The sequence below is a fragment of the Mechercharimyces mesophilus genome, from assembly GCF_059818345.1.
This window is the reverse complement of the sequence record NZ_JCBAPH010000001.1, coordinates 117,562-135,198: the sequence shown is the minus strand read 5'-3', so window position 1 is coordinate 135,198 and position 17,637 is coordinate 117,562. Positions and strand designations below refer to the sequence as shown.

The following is a 17,637-nucleotide window of genomic DNA, read 5'->3' as shown; positions in this document are numbered from 1 at the left end:
ATAAGAACGAGGTGATGATAGTTGATTTTAATTACAGGTGCCGATGGCTATATGGGTTGGCCTTTAATGCTCAAGGTAGGAGCTGATCATCCACAAGAACGCGTGATAGGAATCGATAATCTAGCAAGAAGAAAATGGGTAGAGGAGATTGGCAGTGTGTCTGCTCTTCCGATCGCCAATATGGAAACACGACTTGAAGCGGCCAAGAAACAAGGAATTCACAACCTCTCCTTTATTGAAGGAGATCTTACCAACCGTGATTTCACCATGCAGATGCTCGAAACATTTAAACCCCGCGTCATCATCCATACCGCTTCTCAACCCGCTGCCCCTTATTCCCATATTAATGGCTATTTAGCTGACTATACGCAAGAAAACAATAATAAGATGTGCCGCAATCTCCTCTGGGGTCTGAAAGAAACGAACCTCCTCTCCACTCATTTCATTGAAACTACCACTACCGGTGTCTATGGTGCACCTAATTTCACCATTCCAGAAGGTTTTCTAGAAGTGACCACCCCCGATGGCAGTGACACCATTCCTTATCCTGGTATGGCTACTTCCTGGTATCACATGAGCAAGGCCAATGACATTAATAACCTTTATCTTGCCTCACGAATGTGGGGACTGACTGTCACTGACGTGCGTACAGCGATCGTGTTCGGTACACAGACGGCCGAAACCGCAATCGATCCACTCTTAAATACACGTTTTGATTTTGACTTCTATTTCGGTGTCGTAGCCAATCGCTTTGTCGCACAAGCACTTGCCGGTTATCCCATTACCGTTTACGGGAAAGGGGAGCAGAAGAAGCCAATGATCACACTAGAAGATTCCATTCGTTCATTAGCGCGCACAATCGACCTTCCGATTGATGGAAAATTCCATGTATACAATCAAACCACCATGCTGGTGAGCCCCAAAGATTTAGCTCATGCCGTTAAGAAAGCGGGAAATGAAGAGGGTGTAGAAGTGGAAATTAAGCAACTACCCAATCCGCGGAAAGAAAACGAAACTCATCTCATGCGAATGGATAGCACACAGTTTCAAAAGTTGCTTCTCCCAGAACAAGCGATACCCTTACAGGAGGAAATTCACCGCTTAATGAGGGAGCTTAAGCCCTATAAAGAAACATTGAAACAGTATGCTGATCGGTTTATCGCAGAAAGCACCCATTCCAGGTAAAGCGAACCCCCTATCGCGACTCGCGCTTTCTGACACGAGCAACCTATTGACCCTGCCTTTTTTGAAAGATGGGACACTGAATAACGACCGTGTCTCATCTTTTACTATACTACCCCTACCAATTCACATCTTTTTCATAGCCGAGCCGTATAAGCAAGCCTCTCTTGTCCACCCGTTTAAAGGCTGATCGGTGTAGATATTTAAATTCCTTTCTCCATCCACCAATGATCCCCGAACGGAAGGTGGTAGATTTACTTGGGTCAATATTTAGCACCATTCTTTCTTTCATCTCTTCCTTCGTTAAGCTATCGCATACCTGAATATCCCCCCAAAGATCGTTAATCATTCTGATGAGGGCTCGCTGTCTTGAAGCAGAAGATCGCATAAGCTCCTCATAGGTTACGCTACTTACATACGGACACAACCTCCAGCGATAGCGGTCCTGATGTTGTGTGATGATGTCTGGATAAGAACGAAAGCCAAAGCGTGCACGATCGACAGTCGTTTGGAGACGGACACCCTGGATCATCGCTAATAGGCGTTCACTGAAGGAGGGTAAGTGTAGCAAATAAGGATAAAGTCTATGGGTATGGTAACGGTCTATCACGTAGTGCGTCATCGAAACCACGACATCCCGTGGATCGCGACTGATAAAAACAGCCCGAATCTGCTGTTTCCTTAGTTCACTCAGATAATCATTTGTCCATTTCGCATGGCTCCACCCAATTTCACCGGGCGAAAGCGATCGCAATGCTTTAGGGGTATCCACTGGATTGCTACGATAGCGCATGAGGGGGATAGCACGTACAATCTGCGTTAATAAGTTCGTTCCGCTTTTCGGGACGGACAACACGACGATTTTAGGAAGAGGTCGCCGGGTAGAAGAATGAGGCAAGTTCGGTTCACTCCTTTGCATCGCCAAACTTTCGCTTGTGACTCCCTTCGTCAAGAGAAGTGGATGTCGTGATACCACACCCCTATCATTTACAGATTATGAATCATCCCTCTAAATGGTGAGAAAAAAGCAGTCTTCTCTTCTCACAACACTCCTAGTCGCCCCTCATTTATGAACAATGGACACCATCAGAGCTCCCATTTATATTCTAAGGATCGTGGGGTCCATCAACGAACCGGCATCGTTCCTGTATAGTGAGAGGCAGGACGAATCAAACGGTTGTTCTTTTGTTGGTCCATTATATGAGCGGTCCAACCCACTATTCGGCTTAACGCAAAAGTAGGCGTATACAACTCCTTGGGGAGATGAATTGCACGTAAAACAGCAGCTGCATAAAACTCGACATTCGTGTACAGCTCCCTGCCCGGTTTGTATTGCTGGAGTAAGCGTAAGACAGTCTCTTCAACATATAAGGCGAATTCAAACTCAGGTTCTCCTTCTCCCAATTGAGCAACCACCTGCTTTAGTGCCTCTGCCCGCGGGTCCTTGGTCTTATACATGCGATGGCCAAAGCCCATAATCCGCTCTCCCTTTTCCAGACGCTCCGTTAACCACTTTTCCGCCCGCACTGCCGTCTGAATCTCCTCAATCATCTCTTCCACTTTAGAGGGCGCCCCTCCATGTAGAGGTCCTTTTAATGCCGCCAATGCCGCCGTGATCGAGCTTGCCATATCGGACCGAGTAGAAGCCACTACCCGAGCGGCAAAGGTAGAAGCATTAACACCATGCTCAGCTGTCAGAATCAAATAAGCTTCCAATGCACGAACATGAGCGGGTGAGGGAAGTTCGCCATGAAGGAGATAGAGATACTGCGCCGCGTGACTGAGCCCTGAACGAGGGGAGAGAGGCTCCTTCCCTTCCAGCCACCGACTTCGATAGGCGATAATGGCGGGAATACTGGCTACCAACGTGATGGCCTGTTCCGAGAAAGAAGCATCCAGCTCCATGCTGAGTGAGGAGACCGCTGTCCGCAAGACATCGATCATCGCCATCTGTTTTGGCAAAGCTTGCAGTAACCTTTTCATCTCCTCCGATAAATGAAAAGATTTCTCCCAACGAGTACACAATTGTTCTCGCTCTCCGGCATCGGGTAAGTGCCCTACCCACAATAAATGAGCCACGTCCTCCAATCCGTAGTGCAGTGACAGCTCACTCGCCCAGTAACCACGATAAACCAACTCCCCTTTTTGGCCATTAATGTAAGACAGATCATTGTGCGAAACCACCATTCCTTCTAGTCCATTCGCTTTTGTCATAAGAAAGCCCCTTTCTTTCATTTCTCTTCGTACTTGCTTTTATCCTAACGAAAAGCTTGCGAAAAATCTAATTTATTATTATAATAAGATCGATAAATAATATTTATCAACTGAGGAGGCGTCCCGTTTGCATATCCAGCAACTGATCACCTTTCTCGAGGTAGCTAAGCGAGCCAGTTTCCGTAAAGCCGCTGATGCCCTACGGCTAACACAACCTGCCGTGAGTGCACAAATTCGCACGCTTGAAGAAGAATTAGAGGTTCCTCTTTTTCAACGCCCGCAAGTGCAATTGACGGCTGCTGGAGAATCCTTTCTTCCCTATGCACAAGAAACCATAGCCATCATCGAAGAAGGAAAACAAGCAGCCCGTGATACAGAATTAATACCAAGTGGTCACCTCTCGGTAGGCACCACTTCCACACTCGCACTGGTTACTCTTCCTCGCATGATGAAGTACTTTCATAGTGATTACCCAGACCTTACACTAACGCTCCAAACCCTATCCGAGGAAAAAATGATTGAAAAAATAAGAGAAGGAACCTTAGATATCGGTATTAGCTATCAGACTTCCTCCGTGGAGCGTCTAGCTCAACATACCCTTTTCTATGATTCTTTTCTCTTCATCGCGCCTCTTGATCATCCCTTAGCCGACAAACCCTACCTTGAATTGAACATATTGAAAGAAATTCCCATACTCTCTTTCGCTGCTCATACCATTGAGCGAAAGTTGCTGGAACGAATCTGGAATCAAAACGGAGTGGAGCCTAAAATTCAAGTAGAGGTCTCCAGTAGCGAGGAAATGAAGCGACTCGTCCAACTGGGTTTTGGAATTGCCATGGTTTCCAGGCTTTCTCTTACTGAAGAAGATAGTGGAAAATTTAGATTATTGAAAATAAAAAGCTTAGACTACGCCATCCCTGTCTGCCTTCTCTATCAAAAAGAGCGTTATCTCCCTCTCGCTGTGCGTCTTTTGATTGAGGACATCAGCGGCATCTATTCAGTAGGCTTTGAAGAAAATTAATACACCATCATCCATGGACGATTCACTGCCTGGATGATGGAACGCTTTCTCCTCATACAAAAAAGACTCCTGAGCGGGAGTCCGAGTCTGGTTTTAACAATTATCAGCGCTTTCTTTCTGATTCTTGTTAGGAAACATCAAGGTAAACAATTGTGCTAACTTCTTTTCTAGGTCATTCATAATTTCTCGTCCTTGCTCACGCGTAATCAAGCCAGCACGAACGGCAAAATCGATCTCGCGTGAGAGTCCGAACATTTGTGTATCCAATACTTCCTCATACAAAGGACATTTTGGTAATGTTAGGTTATCTAATTGAACCGAGATCAGTTGTTCAATCTTTTGCGCATCTTCATATAGTAAATGCAAAGCACGCTGATTGGCATCCGTCTGTATAGGAGTTGACAATTTCTTACCCCCCATCCAACAGCTCTCTTCCGTTGGTCAACATGACTAATAGCTTTTGCCCTATGTACGAGCATTTTCACTTTAGTTTAACACGATTACTACACATTTGCAAAAACGAAACGCTAATTGGTCAAAAGATACTTAAATTCCATTCTAATGATAAATCCTGTAACATACGAACTCCTGCAACACTATTTCCTCGTGCATTTAATGACGGACCAATGATGCCAATTCCCATACGAAAAGGGATAGACGCGACAATCGCACCCGATACACCACTTTTTGCTGGAACACCCACGCGAATGGCAAATTCACCCGATTGATCATACATGCCACAGGTCACCATAAAGGTTTTGACAATTCGCGCCACCGATTCTGGTATAATGCGTCGACCTTCCATATCTTGGCCATTCTGTGCCAGACACAAGCCAATACGGGCTAAGTCTTCACAGCGAACTGAAATGGAACTCTGCCTAAAATAGAGCTCCAGCGTCTCCTCTACTCTCTGGATCATATGATACTCTTTTAGTATATATGCCAAAGCACGATTCCGATCAGCTGTTGCGCGCTCTGACTCATAAACACCCCAATTAATATGCGCATCTGGATTTCCCGACATGGATCTGACCAGGTCTAAAATACGCTCCATCTTATCATCTAACGTAGCTCCCCGTATCAAGGAGCACACCACCATCGCTCCCGCATTGATCATGGGATTAAGAGGTTTTTGCGGACGAACCCCGGTGTTCAACTCCAGTTTGTACAAGGAATTAAACGGATCTCCTGTTGGCTCCATTCCGACTTGATCAAAGATCGCTTCCTCTCCTCGATCCATCAATGCAAGAATGAGGGTGATCACTTTGGCAATACTTTGTAAGGTGAAATAACCGGGGCACATACCCGCAGTATACGTACGATCCTCTGTAGTAACAGCGGTGATAGCCAATATGTCTGGGTCCTGATTGGCTAGTTCTGGAATATATTGTGCCGGTTTTCCCTCCTTCGTTGCCCCTTGATGACGATTAATTAATCCCTGTAGATAACTTTCCATCGCTTCCATCTGGATGCCTCCCGTCCGTGTATTCTTAAATCGAAGAAGTGGATCGCCCTATAAACCAAGGCAAAGGAGCTTATCTTGCGAACCATGAAATTACCCCTATTTCCTAGAACTCTTTATTCCTCTTCGCAGGCTATTTTGCTCAGTAATTCGTTCCTGTATAATGGGATTGTCTACTAGTACCTTTTCAGATAACCTTGAAGCAAACGCTGATTCATTGTAGAACTACCCGATGAGCATCCATGAATGAGATACACATCGCTTTTACCATTAATTGCAATAGGAGTTTTTCAAATGAATGACATTATTTTACTAAATGGCAAAGTAACTTTTCCGCTTACACTCGATCCAAGCGTATGGATATTTGATGAACGTAAACAGCCCATGAGTGCTTGGATCGAAGGCATAGAAGGAGAAGGGATGGCACTTAAACCTTTTCTTGAGCATGCCGAACCACAAGCTGAAGCAACACAGATCATCTGCCATAGAGCCAATGGAGAAACCCTTGCTTTTACACGTAATGAAATAGAAAATGCCGTTCTCTGCTTTGCACGGAATGGAAAACCAATCCATCCAAATGGACCGGCCCTTCTCTTTCTTCCCAGCGGGAAAAATCCACAAGTCGCAATTGACTCCCTCACACGCTTTGAGTATGCCTAAAAAGACGAGAGGCCCCTCTTCACTCGTAAAAGTGAAAAGGGGCCTTTTGACAAAGAAAGAATCATGATCGGATTTTACTCTACTCGATAACCCACTTGCATCAAGCTACCTCGTTCCATCTGGTTGAGCATTTCCTGTAAGACTCGATCTTGCGGTGCTAGTTGTAATGCTTGTTGTAGCATCACTACTGCCAGCTCACGCTCCCCCTCCTCCATATAAATTTGTGCCAAATGATAGTAAGCCTCTGGCAAAGGAGGTTCTAATTTAATCGCATGTTCAAACATCGATTTTGCGTCTGCTTCTTCTCCTGTATCAAGGTAAATCTTACCTAAATAGTAGTAGGGAAGCGATTGATCCGAATTCTTCTCAATCAACTCTTGGAAAATAGACTCCGCCTGCCCATTCTTCCCCTCATCTAGGTAGGCTTCGCCCTGATAGATCAAGTAAGACTCGCTGTCTTTTCCTTCCCCATATCCAATCAAAACCAATGCCGTCAGTCCAACCATCAATCCCGCCATACTCGCTATTTTCCATGGTCGTACAGACAGATAGGAGGGTTTTCCGAGTATAAAAGCGCATAAGTACCCACTCACCAACCCACCGATATGACCCGCATTATCCACGCCCTGATCAAAGAATCCTGCCACTAATAAGAGACCAAAGACAACCGCCACACCCATACCTAGCAAACGTCGATATTGACGACGATGATGACGCGCTAGGAAGAGCAGGGAGCCAAATAAGCCAAAGATCGCTCCCGAAGCTCCTGCCGATAAATCAGGAGTAAAAGCAAAGCTAGCTGCTGCTCCACCAATTCCCCCAAGCAGGTAGATGAAAGCAAGACGAGTGGAGCCGAGTAGCCGTTCCGCAGAAATACCTAAGAATAAGAGTGCACATGCATTTGATATAAAATGATACCAGTCCAAATGTAAAAAACTCATCGTGATCAAGCGCCACCACTCCCCCTCAATAATCAGAGGATTATACTTCGCACCAAGACGAATAAGAGTGGTATTGTCCTGTGTCGTCTCCACTGTCCATAGAAAGAAAAGAAATAATATCAAATTAATCCCCAAAAATAGAAAGGTCGCATATGGCTTTTTATAAGGGAATAGGACCTTTCTGCTTTTCACCTTCTGTGCTTTCTCACGAAAAATCTCTTCCTTCACGATCTCAGCATCAGCCTTCGGCTCTTGCAAGACCTGATAAAGCCCCTTGATGCCTAACTCAGCGGGGTAAAGGGCATCCCATTCTGCTTGGGAGACAGCGGAAGAGCGATCCACTCGCTTGATCTCTCGATCATGCGAGGTGCACTTAGCAGAAGAGCGAAGTGCTTGTTCCCACTCTTCCATAGAGGGAGCTACCGCAAAGTAGTAAACCGTTACGCCAATCATCTTTTTAGCGCCGATTTGTTTCGCTGCCCGCTTAAACCAACGATTCCCTATTTTCAGATCCTTTTTCCAACCCTCTCTTTCATCGTTGACCGGAACCAGGCGAGTATACACCACCGATTTCTCACACTCACGAATCAGATGGATCGCATTTTCATCATTCATTTGCAATATCGTGAACTGGTGCTTCCTAATTAACTGATTAACCAATAGCCAAACCTCTTGTTCAATCTCCCGCTCCATGCAGACGATCCCCTTTAGCCAAGAATAAAAAATGTCCCCATCGCTGTTACAATGACTTGATCTTGATCATCGCGAATTTCAGATTGCGCCACCGCTAACTTCTTTCCCATATGATGTAACCAGGCACGGCTAGTTAACTCTTTCCCCCAACCTGGCTTTAAATAATTAATTTTCAGATCGACTGTTACTGCTCCTCTTGCTCCTTCAATACGTTTATTAACCAATGAGCCCATGGTGGAGTCCGCTAACGTGGCGGTAATTCCACCATGAACCATCCCAGCGCGGTTCACCATAAAGGGAGTGAGCGGGAGACGAAATTGGTACACGCCTTCCTCTACAAATTCACCTTGCAGCCCCATAAAACCAGAGATATAAGCGCTTCCTCTCTCCCGCTTTTGTTTGATCGCTTGCATAGCTAGGCGTAATATTTCTTTGTCCTCAACCGACCCTTCTGCCAGTACGCTTTCCAGTTCACGCTGAAGCGACATTCTCCCTTTCCTCCTTCGTTAGAGTGATGGTGATTGCGTATAGTGAGATAGCAGATCAAACGTGTTTATGAGCGCATCCTTATGAGTCCGTTCATAGGCATGGGAAGCATCTACTCCCGGTCCGATCAATCCGTGCATGATATCATAACCCGCGCGCACAGCTGCACTAGCATCAGATCCATAATAAGGGTAAATGTCCACTTGATAATAAAGGTTGTTTTTCTCTCCTAGTTCCACCAATCGCTGCCGCAATCCCAAGTGATAAGGTCCGCTAGAGTCTTTGGCACAAATAGAAACACAATGTTCATCCGTACTCTGTCCCGTACCAATCACCCCCATATCAATAGCTAAATACTCTACTACATGACTAGAGATATTGGAATTCCCACCAAAGCCAACTTCTTCATAAGGGCTAAAGAAAACCTGAGTGGTGTGGGGAAGGGACTGTTTATTCTTTGCTACATCCAAGATCCATTCCAACAGGATCGCTACACTTGCCTTATCGTCCATATGACGCCCTTTGAGATACCCTGCTTCTGTCACCTCAAACTGTGGCTCAAATGAGACGAAATCACCTATGCCAATTCCCAGGCCAAGCACATCCTCTTTCGTCTTTGCTTGTGCATCTAGGCGAAGCTCCATATTTTCTACAGATCGCTTCTGTGTGTCTGCCTCTTTTCCATACGCATGAACAGATGTTTTACTTGCCAGAATGGTACCCGACACAACCTTCTGATCCTGTGTATGTACCTTACAATAAACACCATCGACAGAATTCCAGGAATACCCACCCAATCCACTCAACGTGAGGCGACCATTTTCCTTGATTTCTTTTACCATGGCGCCCAATGTATCTACATGTGCCGTGAGGAAGCGCCACTTTGTTTGATCCTCGCCTGGGAGCGTGACGAGTAATCCCCCTTTATTCGTTTGTTTCAAGGATGGAACGAAAGGCTGAAGTCGTTGTTCGATATACTGGATCACTTGTTCTGTCATGCCCGTCGGGCTGGGAATGGCTATCAGTTCCTTCAGCGTACGGACCATTTGTTCCTCTATGGTTCGATTCATTCTTTCCAACCTCCTCACTTTATCATCTACTATTATACCAATTACCACCTTCGCTGCACACAGAAAAAGAAGCCATAGCTTAGTCTATAGCTTCCACATTGCTCAGATGTCTATTATTTGCTATAAATCCTTTATAGACCTCCTGCAGCAGATGAAGCCAAGTCACTCAAACAGGACCGACAAACGTTTTTGCCACGGTAAATTTGGACATGCTCCACTTCGCCACAGAAAAGACAGGAAGGGCTATATTTCTTTAAGACAATGTTGGAACCATCGACATAAATCTCGATGGGGTCACGCACATCAATATCCATCGTACGGCGCAACTCTACCGGCAAGACAATCCGACCCAATTCATCTACTTTTCGGACAATACCTGTCGCTTTCATGTTCTTCTCCTCCTTTTCGTGAGCTCACTAGCAGTCGCTCGTTTTTTGCTCTTAGTCGAACCTTCTCTCTCCATTCTTCATCTACCAAGCGATTCCCTTTATTTACAAACAAAATATTGCTTTCTTCCGTTCATGAAGAAAGAGCACAGTGGAGAAAACCCTCTGTGCTCTTTTAATCATTCATTAACCTCGTAAGTTTTCTGGGTTGAGTGGTTCCAAATCAGCTACGACAAAACGGCCATCTTTACGAATGAGCTCTCCGTCGAAGTAGATTTCTCCCCCACCATAATCCGCACGCTGGATACAAACCAAGTCCCAGTGAACCGCAGAGCGATTTCCATTGTCGCAATCTTCATAGGCACTTCCTGGAGTGAAGTGGAAGCTTCCGTTGATCTTTTCATCAAACAAAATATCTTTCATCGGATGATGGATGTCAGGGTTCACACCGAGACTAAACTCACCAATATAGCGTGCCCCTTCATCCGTATCTAAGATTTGATTAATGCGCTCCGTATTGTTTGCAGTCGCAGAAACAATTTTTCCATTCTGGAACTCAAAAGAAACCTGATCAAATACCGTGCCCTGATAGACACTTGGCGTATTATAGGTAAGGGTTCCATTAACCGAGTCACGAACGGGAGCCGAGTATACTTCACCATCGGGGATATTTTTCTCGCCTGCGCATTTAATTGCTGGCATCCCTTCTAGCGAGAAGGTAAGGTCTGTTCCCGGACCTACGATCCGTACTTCATTCGTCTTATCCATTCGCTCTTTTAAGGGGGTCATCATTTTGTCCATGCGTTTGTAGTCAACTGTACATACTTTGTAGAAGAAATCCTCAAATGCTTCTGTGCTCATGTTCGCCAACTGTGCCATCGAATGGTTAGGATAGCGAAGCACAACCCAGCGGGTATTATTCACACGTTCTTCAGAGTGAAGGGGTTTTTTGTAGTGCTCCATAAAGATTCTCATCTTATCGTCTGGAACATCCGCTAGCTCATTTATGTTGTCGTTACCGCGAATACCTATGTAACAATCCATCTCACGCATTTGCGCCAATTCCATCTCTGTCCGTAACTTCATCTGCTCTTCGGTAATTCCAAGAAGCTGTGCACGGAGTAACTCGTGGTCAAAGCTTTGGTAGAATGGATAACCACCTGCCGCATACACTTCTGCTATTAATGCCCGTCCTAAGTCACGGGAAGGACCTTGCACGTCGATGAGTACCTTATCGCCTGACTTTACTTCGAGGGAGTGTTGAACCAATGTTTGTGCCAATTTAGCTAATCGTGGATCTCTCATATTCATCCTCCTTCAGTTATTTTGGGTTGCGAAACGTTATGGATATTGTATCATGAATAGGAAGGCTCATGATAGGATGAGCTCAATCATCCTTCGTCTCTTCCATTATGACATAGGGATTCTTGATAGAAAACCACCATGGTTGGTGCCACACGCCCCAGATGAAAGTGGACTACCTGAGAGCACCATGTTCTCTCGATGCCTGATTGATGGACGGCAACATCTCCTATCGCTGCCTGATCACTTGGCTCAGAGTCTCTCAAGGAGAAGCCACTCGCCCATCTTCCAATCAATCTTAGGGTGAGCTTTCACCTTTATTTTCCATATAATGAAATCTAGCGTGGGTGAGCTTATTGCCCTGATCTTAAATCATAGTTTTTTCACTTAGTGAAATCGGATTCCATCAGATAGAGTAATGATAAAATAAACACTTTCAATGAAAAGGAAAAGGAAAAGGAGACTTCTATCATGTCGTTTGAATTGAAACCACTACAGGGTAGCCGTGAAGAAAACTATAAATTTCTTCTGCAACAAGCAGAAGCACTATTCACCGGCGAACGCGATTGGTTGGCCAACTTCTCCAACAGTGCTTCGCTCTTGTATCATCTTTTAAGTGAGGTAAATTGGGTTGGGTTTTACCTTCACAAAGACAATGAGCTGGTGCTTGGCCCGTTTATGGGAAAACCAGCCTGTGTACGTATCCCGCTAGACAAGGGAGTATGTGGTGCTTGTGCACGCATGCAAGAGACTCAACGAGTCGAAGATGTAACCACTTTCCCCGGGCACATTGCTTGCGATGCTGAAACCCGCTCGGAAATCGTTATTCCCCTATTACTGGATGGAAAAATGATCGGTGTTCTCGATATCGATAGCCCTCAGAAAGGACGGTTTGATTCACTCGACCAGTCCTTTCTTGAAGGCTTCGCTTCTCTATTACTCTCTAGCATTCAGTGGGAAAAAGCGTAACTTAGTGAATGAGGGAAACATGAAGAAGCACCAGGGCCAGCACGGCTGGAAGCATGGTGCTCTTTTGCAACAAGGGGCGAGGGAAACCTTTCCCCTACTTTTTTGTTTTAAGAGGGCTTTTCACCACGATAAAGTTGATAGGCACGTCGAATTTCTTCTTTCATCCATTCTGGGAGGGGTGATTCTGTCAACTTCCCCATGGGAATCCATTCATAGTCGTCATGCTCTTCGCTTAATTGCAAAACGCCTTCTGGAGCAAAACAAGCAAATTTAATAATCACCAAGTGCTTGTCCTCTTTTACCTCATCATATATGTAGGCTGGTCCTGCGACACGCACAGATAAACCCGTCTCTTCCTCTACTTCGCGTGCTAATCCGTCCATTAGTAATTCAGCTGGTTCCAACCCACCACCTGGAAAGTCCCATCCATGGTGTTCACTCGACTTCCTTTCGGCAAGGGAACGGGTTAAAACTAAAACACGTTCTTCATCAAAAATAATGGCTTTAGCAGCTATTTTATAACCTTTTTCCATATGATTATCAACCCAATCGATAAAAGGTACCCGATGCCGATGCGATCAGCTGATCGTTTTCATCCACTACTTTTGTTTCCGCAACTATAATTGTATTTCCCTTCTTGATCAAGTTGGTATAAGCAGATATTAAACCATCGGTTGCAGGTGTTAGAAAGCGAACATTTAAGTCTAAGGTTACCGAACGACGGTCAAAGCCAATCTCCTGAAACACCGTAGACCCCATCGCGGTATCGATAAACGTGCTCGTCATACCACCATGTAAGATCTGATAGCGGTTTTTCAATTCATCCGTCACTTGCATCTGATGGACATACGCTTGTCTCTCTCGATCGTATCCGAGGGAGCGAAAATGCATCACTTCTTCAATGTAAGCCAAGGGACTGACCCGTGTGCGCTTCATAGCTTGAACCAGCTTATGGATCGTGCTTGTCTCGTCTTCTGTAAGGTCTCTTAACTCCGCCTGTAGATCTTCTATTGTCATGATTGTCTCGTCCTATCCTCTTTAAAAGTCCGTTTGTTTCGATTATCTACATGGTTATCATAGCGAACATGAGCATCAACCGCAACTTTCAGCCTGTTACTGAATCATTCCTTTATAAAAAGGGACCTCTATACACAAAAAGAAAGGGTTTCCCCATTATCACAAGTAACCTTGTCCAGAGAAACCAACAGTAAAAAAGGACGCCAGGTGAGCGTCCCTGCTATTTTCTATTCAGATTTGAAACTAGTTTCTTTCTGCAACCATCAGCCAAACGTAGCGATTCATCTCTTTAAATGTTACGTTAAAGCCCGCTTGTTCGAAAGACTGACGCAGACGGGGAAGTGTGGGGTAGTATTCTCTTTCCAAGTCATCTGCCAAATCGGTCAACTGCCGTTCACGTGCTTCTTGGATCATGGCAAGGCGATGCTGCTCATCACGAAAAGCCGTATCGGCAAACACGATTTTTGCATTCGGCTTCAGTCGTGTTGCCATCGATTGAATCGCACGATCTTTTTCCTCATCCGTTAAGTGATGGAAGGCGTAGGTACTTACCATTCCGTCTACTGGTGTCGTTTCTGGAATGGAAAGGAAGTGACCTTCACGTAGATCCATTTCGGTTACTTTTTCTGCAGCCAATTTTCGCATCTGCGCCGATGGCTCTACACCGATGACATTTAACCCTTTAGAAAGGATTACCTGAGATAGATTCCCTGTTCCCACACCAAACTCCATGATCGTTCCCCCAAGTGGTGCTTCAAGGGATTGAACGACGGTCTCTAAAATCTCACTATATCCAGCAAACACTTCCTCATAGTGTGGATTTCCTCCGCTGATTTCATGATCATAGCTTGCGGCCCATTCTTCGAAGATATCATTAAAGCGTGGCTGTCCCGACATTGATAAACCCTCCAATTAAACCCGTATTAATCCCGATAATACCTATGGTATTTATACAGTTTATCACATTGCTTACCGCTTGAGAATAAGGAAGAAGCCCATCTTTTAAAAGCTTCTTCACCAACGTGCTCCTGCTCTATTTCCTTCCACTGATCCTACTTCGCAAGTGAGACGAAATAAGGTAGGATAGACTTATTCTCATTCGGCTCGCAAAGGAGGCACAAAAATGATGGATAAAAAGAGAAGAACCATCATTACAGGCGCACTGATGCTGGCCATGTTTTTAGCTGCCATCGAGGTAACCATCGTCAATGCAGCCATGCCCACCGTGGTGGGTCACTTAGGTGGGATCTCACTATACAGCTGGGTGTTTTCTGCCTATATGCTTACGAACACGACCACCGTACCGATATATGGAAAGCTAGCCGATCACTATGGACGAAAACCCGTCTTTATTGTCGCCATCGCTCTCTTTATTTCGGGTTCTGCCCTCTGTGGGTTGGCACAAACCATGTCACAATTGGTCTTTTTCCGAGCACTTCAAGGGCTAGGTGCTGGAGGTGTACTCCCCATTGCCATCACCATCGTGGGGGATATCTTCCCGTTTGAACTACGCGCACGCGTCCAAGGTTGGTTCTCTTCCATGTGGGGACTGGCTGCCATCACGGGACCTTTTCTAGGTGGATGGACGGTTGAGCACCTTTCTTGGAGGTGGCTCTTTTGGTTTAACCTCCCACTTGGACTCATCATCATCACGATACTCTTTCTCTTCTTGCCCCGTAAAGAAGAGCGTTCAGCAGAACGAATTGACTACACCGGGGCTACCTTGTTCTCACTCACCGCCGTCGGTTTGCTCTTCTCCATGTTGATGCTCGGGAATAAAGGTTTTTCGTATCCATGGGCGTGGGCCATGTTAGTCGCAGGGGTCCTATTATTTATCGGCTTTATTCATTGGGAACGGAGAGTCTCCTCTCCCTTCATTCCGATCTCTTTATTTCGTAACCGCATGATCGCCTCCAGCAACCTAAGTGCTTTTTTGACTGGGATGGGGATGTTTGGTGCTATATCTTTTGTCCCTCTCTTCGTCCAAGGGGTATTAGGGAAGAGCCCTACCCTAGCAGGGCTAGCGATTACACCCCAAGTGGTGGGATGGAGTATCGCGTCTGTTATCTGTGGGCGCTGGGTCCTCAAACAAGGATATCGTCCTCCCATTATGGCAGGAGTTTTGCTTATTACCGGCGCGGCCATTCTTATCTTACAAATGAATGCTGATACCGCGTATGGATGGGTACTGCTTGCCATGTTGATCTTGGGTTTAGGATTAGGAATGTCAATGACCGCTTATATCATCGCCGTCCAAAATGCTGTTCATACGGAACAACGAGGAGCCGCCACTTCTTCACAAATGTTTTCCCGCTCGATGGGAGGGACTTTTGGCGTCTCCATCCTGGGTGCCGTCATGACTTTCCGCATGAAAGAGGAAATCGATTCCTATATCTCGACTCATCAAACAGAGCTCAGTCAAGAGACGATTCTACAATTGCGACAAGCCGAAGGCATCACAGCTTCAGATAAACTTTCGTCCTTGTCGCCGACCGTAGCAGAGCAAGCATCCGCTTTCCTTGCTCATGCGCTCGATACGACCTTCTTTACTGCTTCGCTCTTCACCGTATTAGCACTCGTTGTTGCCTACTTTTTTGTTCCGAAGGGAACAGCACAATCATTTGCAGCTGAAAAAGGACCTTCCTAAACGATCACAAATCTAAATAAGACAAAAGGATGAGGATGAACGAACCATTTGTCGTTTCATCTTCATCCTCTATTTAAAGCTTTTGCAATCCTCTCTACGCCTATGACTAACTTTCCCTATTGGCTTTCTTCTCGGTCACTTTCTGTTAAAAATGCCTTTCGTTCCTCGTCCCAAAACCATTCAAATGTTCGCTCAACCTTTCCTTGACCATTTAGTCGGTCCACCACCAGTTGATCCACCTGACCCATCCCTTTACTTCGTAAGAGTGTAATGGAATAAGAACCTTCCCAGTCATCAAAGGAAGCTAATAGATGTTCATCTCCGTAAAGAGCATTTCGTCCCCCTCGAACCGCCACTTCCCCATCTGCTCCCATAATGAGGAATTCTCTCACTCTTCCTTGATAATAAATCGAATCGGTCACGCTCTCTTGCTCGATCTCCTCTACAATGGAAATAACTGCAGCATACTGTTCCTTTTCCGCAAGAATCGGACCCCGATAAATCACGTTGGCCTCTTCTTGAAAATTTATCCTCATCTGCTCTCGTATATCATCTTCTGACCAGACAGTACGTACACGATCCGTATTGAAAGAGTAGGATTGAATCTGCTTTACCCCTTCATCATTGGATAGAGGGAAAAGCATGGTCCACCTTTTGTTTCCATCATCCGCATGTGAGCTAAGCAAAGCAGGAGAGCTTAGCCTTGTGCTTTGTTGCAGTGGAAGTTCATATAGCTTCCAGTGTTCGTTTGCCGATTCCTGTGAGTCAACTTGAACAGAAAGGTTGGACTCTGCCAATTTCACGATTATCCGCTCACTCTTTTCTTGCTCTTGGTTCAACAGATAGTGGTCATTTATTGTGAGGGTAGTGGGACGCGCAGGGATTTGAATGCGATATCCCAAGTGAACCATCTGCTGCGCCGCCTCAATTTGTTCTTGATTTGCTTCCTCATCCTGTAGCGATTCATAAGATGGAATATACATCGAAGCAATAACCTCGTCCTTACCTGTATGGTGGATGTCCAAACGGTAAGCCTCTTCTTTTTCTCCGTACACCATGGAGGCCAAGAAAACACCATCATAGCTATACCCTAAAATGTACGGTTGCTTTTTTACATACTCAAGGAATCCTTCACGAGCAATGAGATCTACAAGATGGGGAATGGTCTGATCTTCATAGGGTTCGAACGAAGGATTCTGTTCATTTTCTTGACTTTGTTGGTTCTGTGAGTTTAGAGGAGTATCTTCACCATCATTGGCTTGTACTTGACAAGCACATACCCCAATAATCAGGCATCCCCAGAACAGCTTGTCTATCCATCGACGCAATATGAACACCTCTCATCTTGTCGGTCTGTTGTTTTTCTCTATTTTATCGAATTCGTCCAATGCTTTCTACCGATGACATGAAAAAGAAGATTAGTGCTACGCTCCACTTAATAAAATGATGTTTTGTATAGATTAAATCATGATCCTGCTGGTGATTGAAGGATGAAAGCTCTCCTCTCATACTGAATGAAGTTATTTCCAAGGGTACTTTTCTGGTTAATGAACCCATAATACATACGACATCTCAATCAACACCCAC

Annotated in this window: 19 protein-coding genes; 5 read left to right on the top strand and 14 right to left on the bottom strand. The window is 45.3% G+C overall.

The features are described 5' to 3' along the window. The first annotated feature begins 21 nt into the window (after nt 1–21). Entirely contained in the window at nt 22–1,185 is a 1,164-nt protein-coding gene (locus tag AC6RGY_RS00780; protein ID WP_499858910.1) for an NAD-dependent epimerase/dehydratase family protein, read from the top strand. A gap of 115 nt (nt 1,186–1,300) precedes the next feature. On the opposite strand, the gene AC6RGY_RS00775 is transcribed toward AC6RGY_RS00780, so the two are convergent. Both AC6RGY_RS00775 and AC6RGY_RS00770 read right to left on the bottom strand, forming a co-directional pair. Beyond that, nucleotides 1,301–2,080: a sulfotransferase domain-containing protein gene (locus tag AC6RGY_RS00775; protein ID WP_499858908.1), complete on the bottom strand. Its 780-nt coding sequence runs from the start codon at nt 2,078–2,080 to the stop codon at nt 1,301–1,303. Between the two features lie 227 nt (nt 2,081–2,307). After that, entirely contained in the window at nt 2,308–3,396 is a 1,089-nt protein-coding gene (locus AC6RGY_RS00770; RefSeq protein ID WP_499858906.1) for a citrate synthase/methylcitrate synthase, read from the bottom strand. Nucleotides 3,397–3,523: 127 nt separating this feature from the next. Here AC6RGY_RS00770 and AC6RGY_RS00765 point away from each other — a divergent pair, with 127 nt between their 5' ends. After that, entirely contained in the window at nt 3,524–4,417 is an 894-nt protein-coding gene (locus AC6RGY_RS00765) for a LysR family transcriptional regulator (RefSeq protein ID WP_499858903.1), read from the top strand. A gap of 93 nt (nt 4,418–4,510) precedes the next feature. Here the strand turns inward: AC6RGY_RS00765 and AC6RGY_RS00760 are convergent, their stop codons facing one another. Continuing rightward, nucleotides 4,511–4,837 (bottom strand): Fpa/YlaN family protein, encoded by a 327-nt coding sequence (locus tag AC6RGY_RS00760; protein WP_499858902.1) that lies wholly within the window; start codon nt 4,835–4,837, stop codon nt 4,511–4,513. 115 nt (nt 4,838–4,952) lie between these two features. Beyond that, entirely contained in the window at nt 4,953–5,882 is a 930-nt protein-coding gene (gene glsA / locus AC6RGY_RS00755) for a glutaminase A (protein ID WP_499858900.1), read from the bottom strand. Between the two features lie 291 nt (nt 5,883–6,173). Between glsA and AC6RGY_RS00750 the strand changes: the two genes are divergently transcribed. Next, complete coding sequence (locus tag AC6RGY_RS00750) at nt 6,174–6,539, top strand: molybdopterin-binding protein (RefSeq protein WP_499858898.1); 366 nt, start codon at nt 6,174–6,176, stop codon at nt 6,537–6,539. A 74-nt stretch (nt 6,540–6,613) separates the two neighbouring features. Here AC6RGY_RS00750 and AC6RGY_RS00745 read toward each other — a convergent pair whose 3' ends face one another. The 6 genes from AC6RGY_RS00745 to AC6RGY_RS00720 form a co-directional block, all read right to left on the bottom strand. Further along, a complete protein-coding gene (locus tag AC6RGY_RS00745; protein ID WP_499858897.1) occupies nt 6,614–8,173 on the bottom strand; it encodes a rhomboid family intramembrane serine protease in 1,560 nt (519 codons plus the stop codon). Between the two features lie 14 nt (nt 8,174–8,187). Next, on the bottom strand, nt 8,188–8,661 hold the full coding sequence (locus AC6RGY_RS00740; RefSeq protein ID WP_499858894.1) for a PaaI family thioesterase: 474 nt from the start codon (nt 8,659–8,661) through the stop codon (nt 8,188–8,190). A gap of 18 nt (nt 8,662–8,679) precedes the next feature. Then, entirely contained in the window at nt 8,680–9,729 is a 1,050-nt protein-coding gene (locus AC6RGY_RS00735) for a M42 family metallopeptidase (RefSeq protein ID WP_499858892.1), read from the bottom strand. Between the two features lie 131 nt (nt 9,730–9,860). Further along, entirely contained in the window at nt 9,861–10,118 is a 258-nt protein-coding gene (locus AC6RGY_RS00730) for an AbrB/MazE/SpoVT family DNA-binding domain-containing protein (protein WP_499858890.1), read from the bottom strand. A 183-nt stretch (nt 10,119–10,301) separates the two neighbouring features. Beyond that, a complete protein-coding gene (locus tag AC6RGY_RS00725) occupies nt 10,302–11,420 on the bottom strand; it encodes an aminopeptidase (protein WP_499858889.1) in 1,119 nt (372 codons plus the stop codon). Between the two features lie 86 nt (nt 11,421–11,506). Next, the gene (locus AC6RGY_RS00720) at nt 11,507–11,683 is read right to left on the bottom strand and encodes a hypothetical protein (protein ID WP_499858888.1); all 177 of its coding nucleotides are present in this window, start codon (nt 11,681–11,683) and stop codon (nt 11,507–11,509) included. 205 nt (nt 11,684–11,888) lie between these two features. On the opposite strand from AC6RGY_RS00720, the gene AC6RGY_RS00715 reads away from it, so the two are divergent. Then, entirely contained in the window at nt 11,889–12,386 is a 498-nt protein-coding gene (locus tag AC6RGY_RS00715) for a GAF domain-containing protein (RefSeq protein WP_499858887.1), read from the top strand. A 107-nt stretch (nt 12,387–12,493) separates the two neighbouring features. On the opposite strand, the gene AC6RGY_RS00710 is transcribed toward AC6RGY_RS00715, so the two are convergent. From AC6RGY_RS00710 to AC6RGY_RS00700, 3 genes are all read right to left on the bottom strand, one after another. Further along, nucleotides 12,494–12,919, bottom strand: a complete 426-nt coding sequence (locus AC6RGY_RS00710) for an NUDIX hydrolase (RefSeq protein ID WP_499858884.1) — start codon at nt 12,917–12,919, stop codon at nt 12,494–12,496. 7 nt (nt 12,920–12,926) lie between these two features. Continuing rightward, on the bottom strand, nt 12,927–13,403 hold the full coding sequence (locus AC6RGY_RS00705; protein WP_499858883.1) for a PaaI family thioesterase: 477 nt from the start codon (nt 13,401–13,403) through the stop codon (nt 12,927–12,929). A gap of 243 nt (nt 13,404–13,646) precedes the next feature. Beyond that, a complete protein-coding gene (locus AC6RGY_RS00700) occupies nt 13,647–14,300 on the bottom strand; it encodes a class I SAM-dependent DNA methyltransferase (RefSeq protein ID WP_499858882.1) in 654 nt (217 codons plus the stop codon). Between the two features lie 226 nt (nt 14,301–14,526). On the opposite strand from AC6RGY_RS00700, the gene AC6RGY_RS00695 reads away from it, so the two are divergent. Further along, complete coding sequence (locus tag AC6RGY_RS00695; protein WP_499858881.1) at nt 14,527–16,050, top strand: MDR family MFS transporter; 1,524 nt, start codon at nt 14,527–14,529, stop codon at nt 16,048–16,050. 116 nt (nt 16,051–16,166) lie between these two features. Here AC6RGY_RS00695 and AC6RGY_RS00690 read toward each other — a convergent pair whose 3' ends face one another. Beyond that, nucleotides 16,167–17,378 carry a hypothetical protein gene (locus AC6RGY_RS00690; protein WP_499858880.1) on the bottom strand — a complete coding sequence of 404 codons (1,212 nt, stop codon included), beginning with the start codon at nt 17,376–17,378 and terminating at the stop codon, nt 16,167–16,169. Nucleotides 17,379–17,637: the final 259 nt, after the last annotated feature.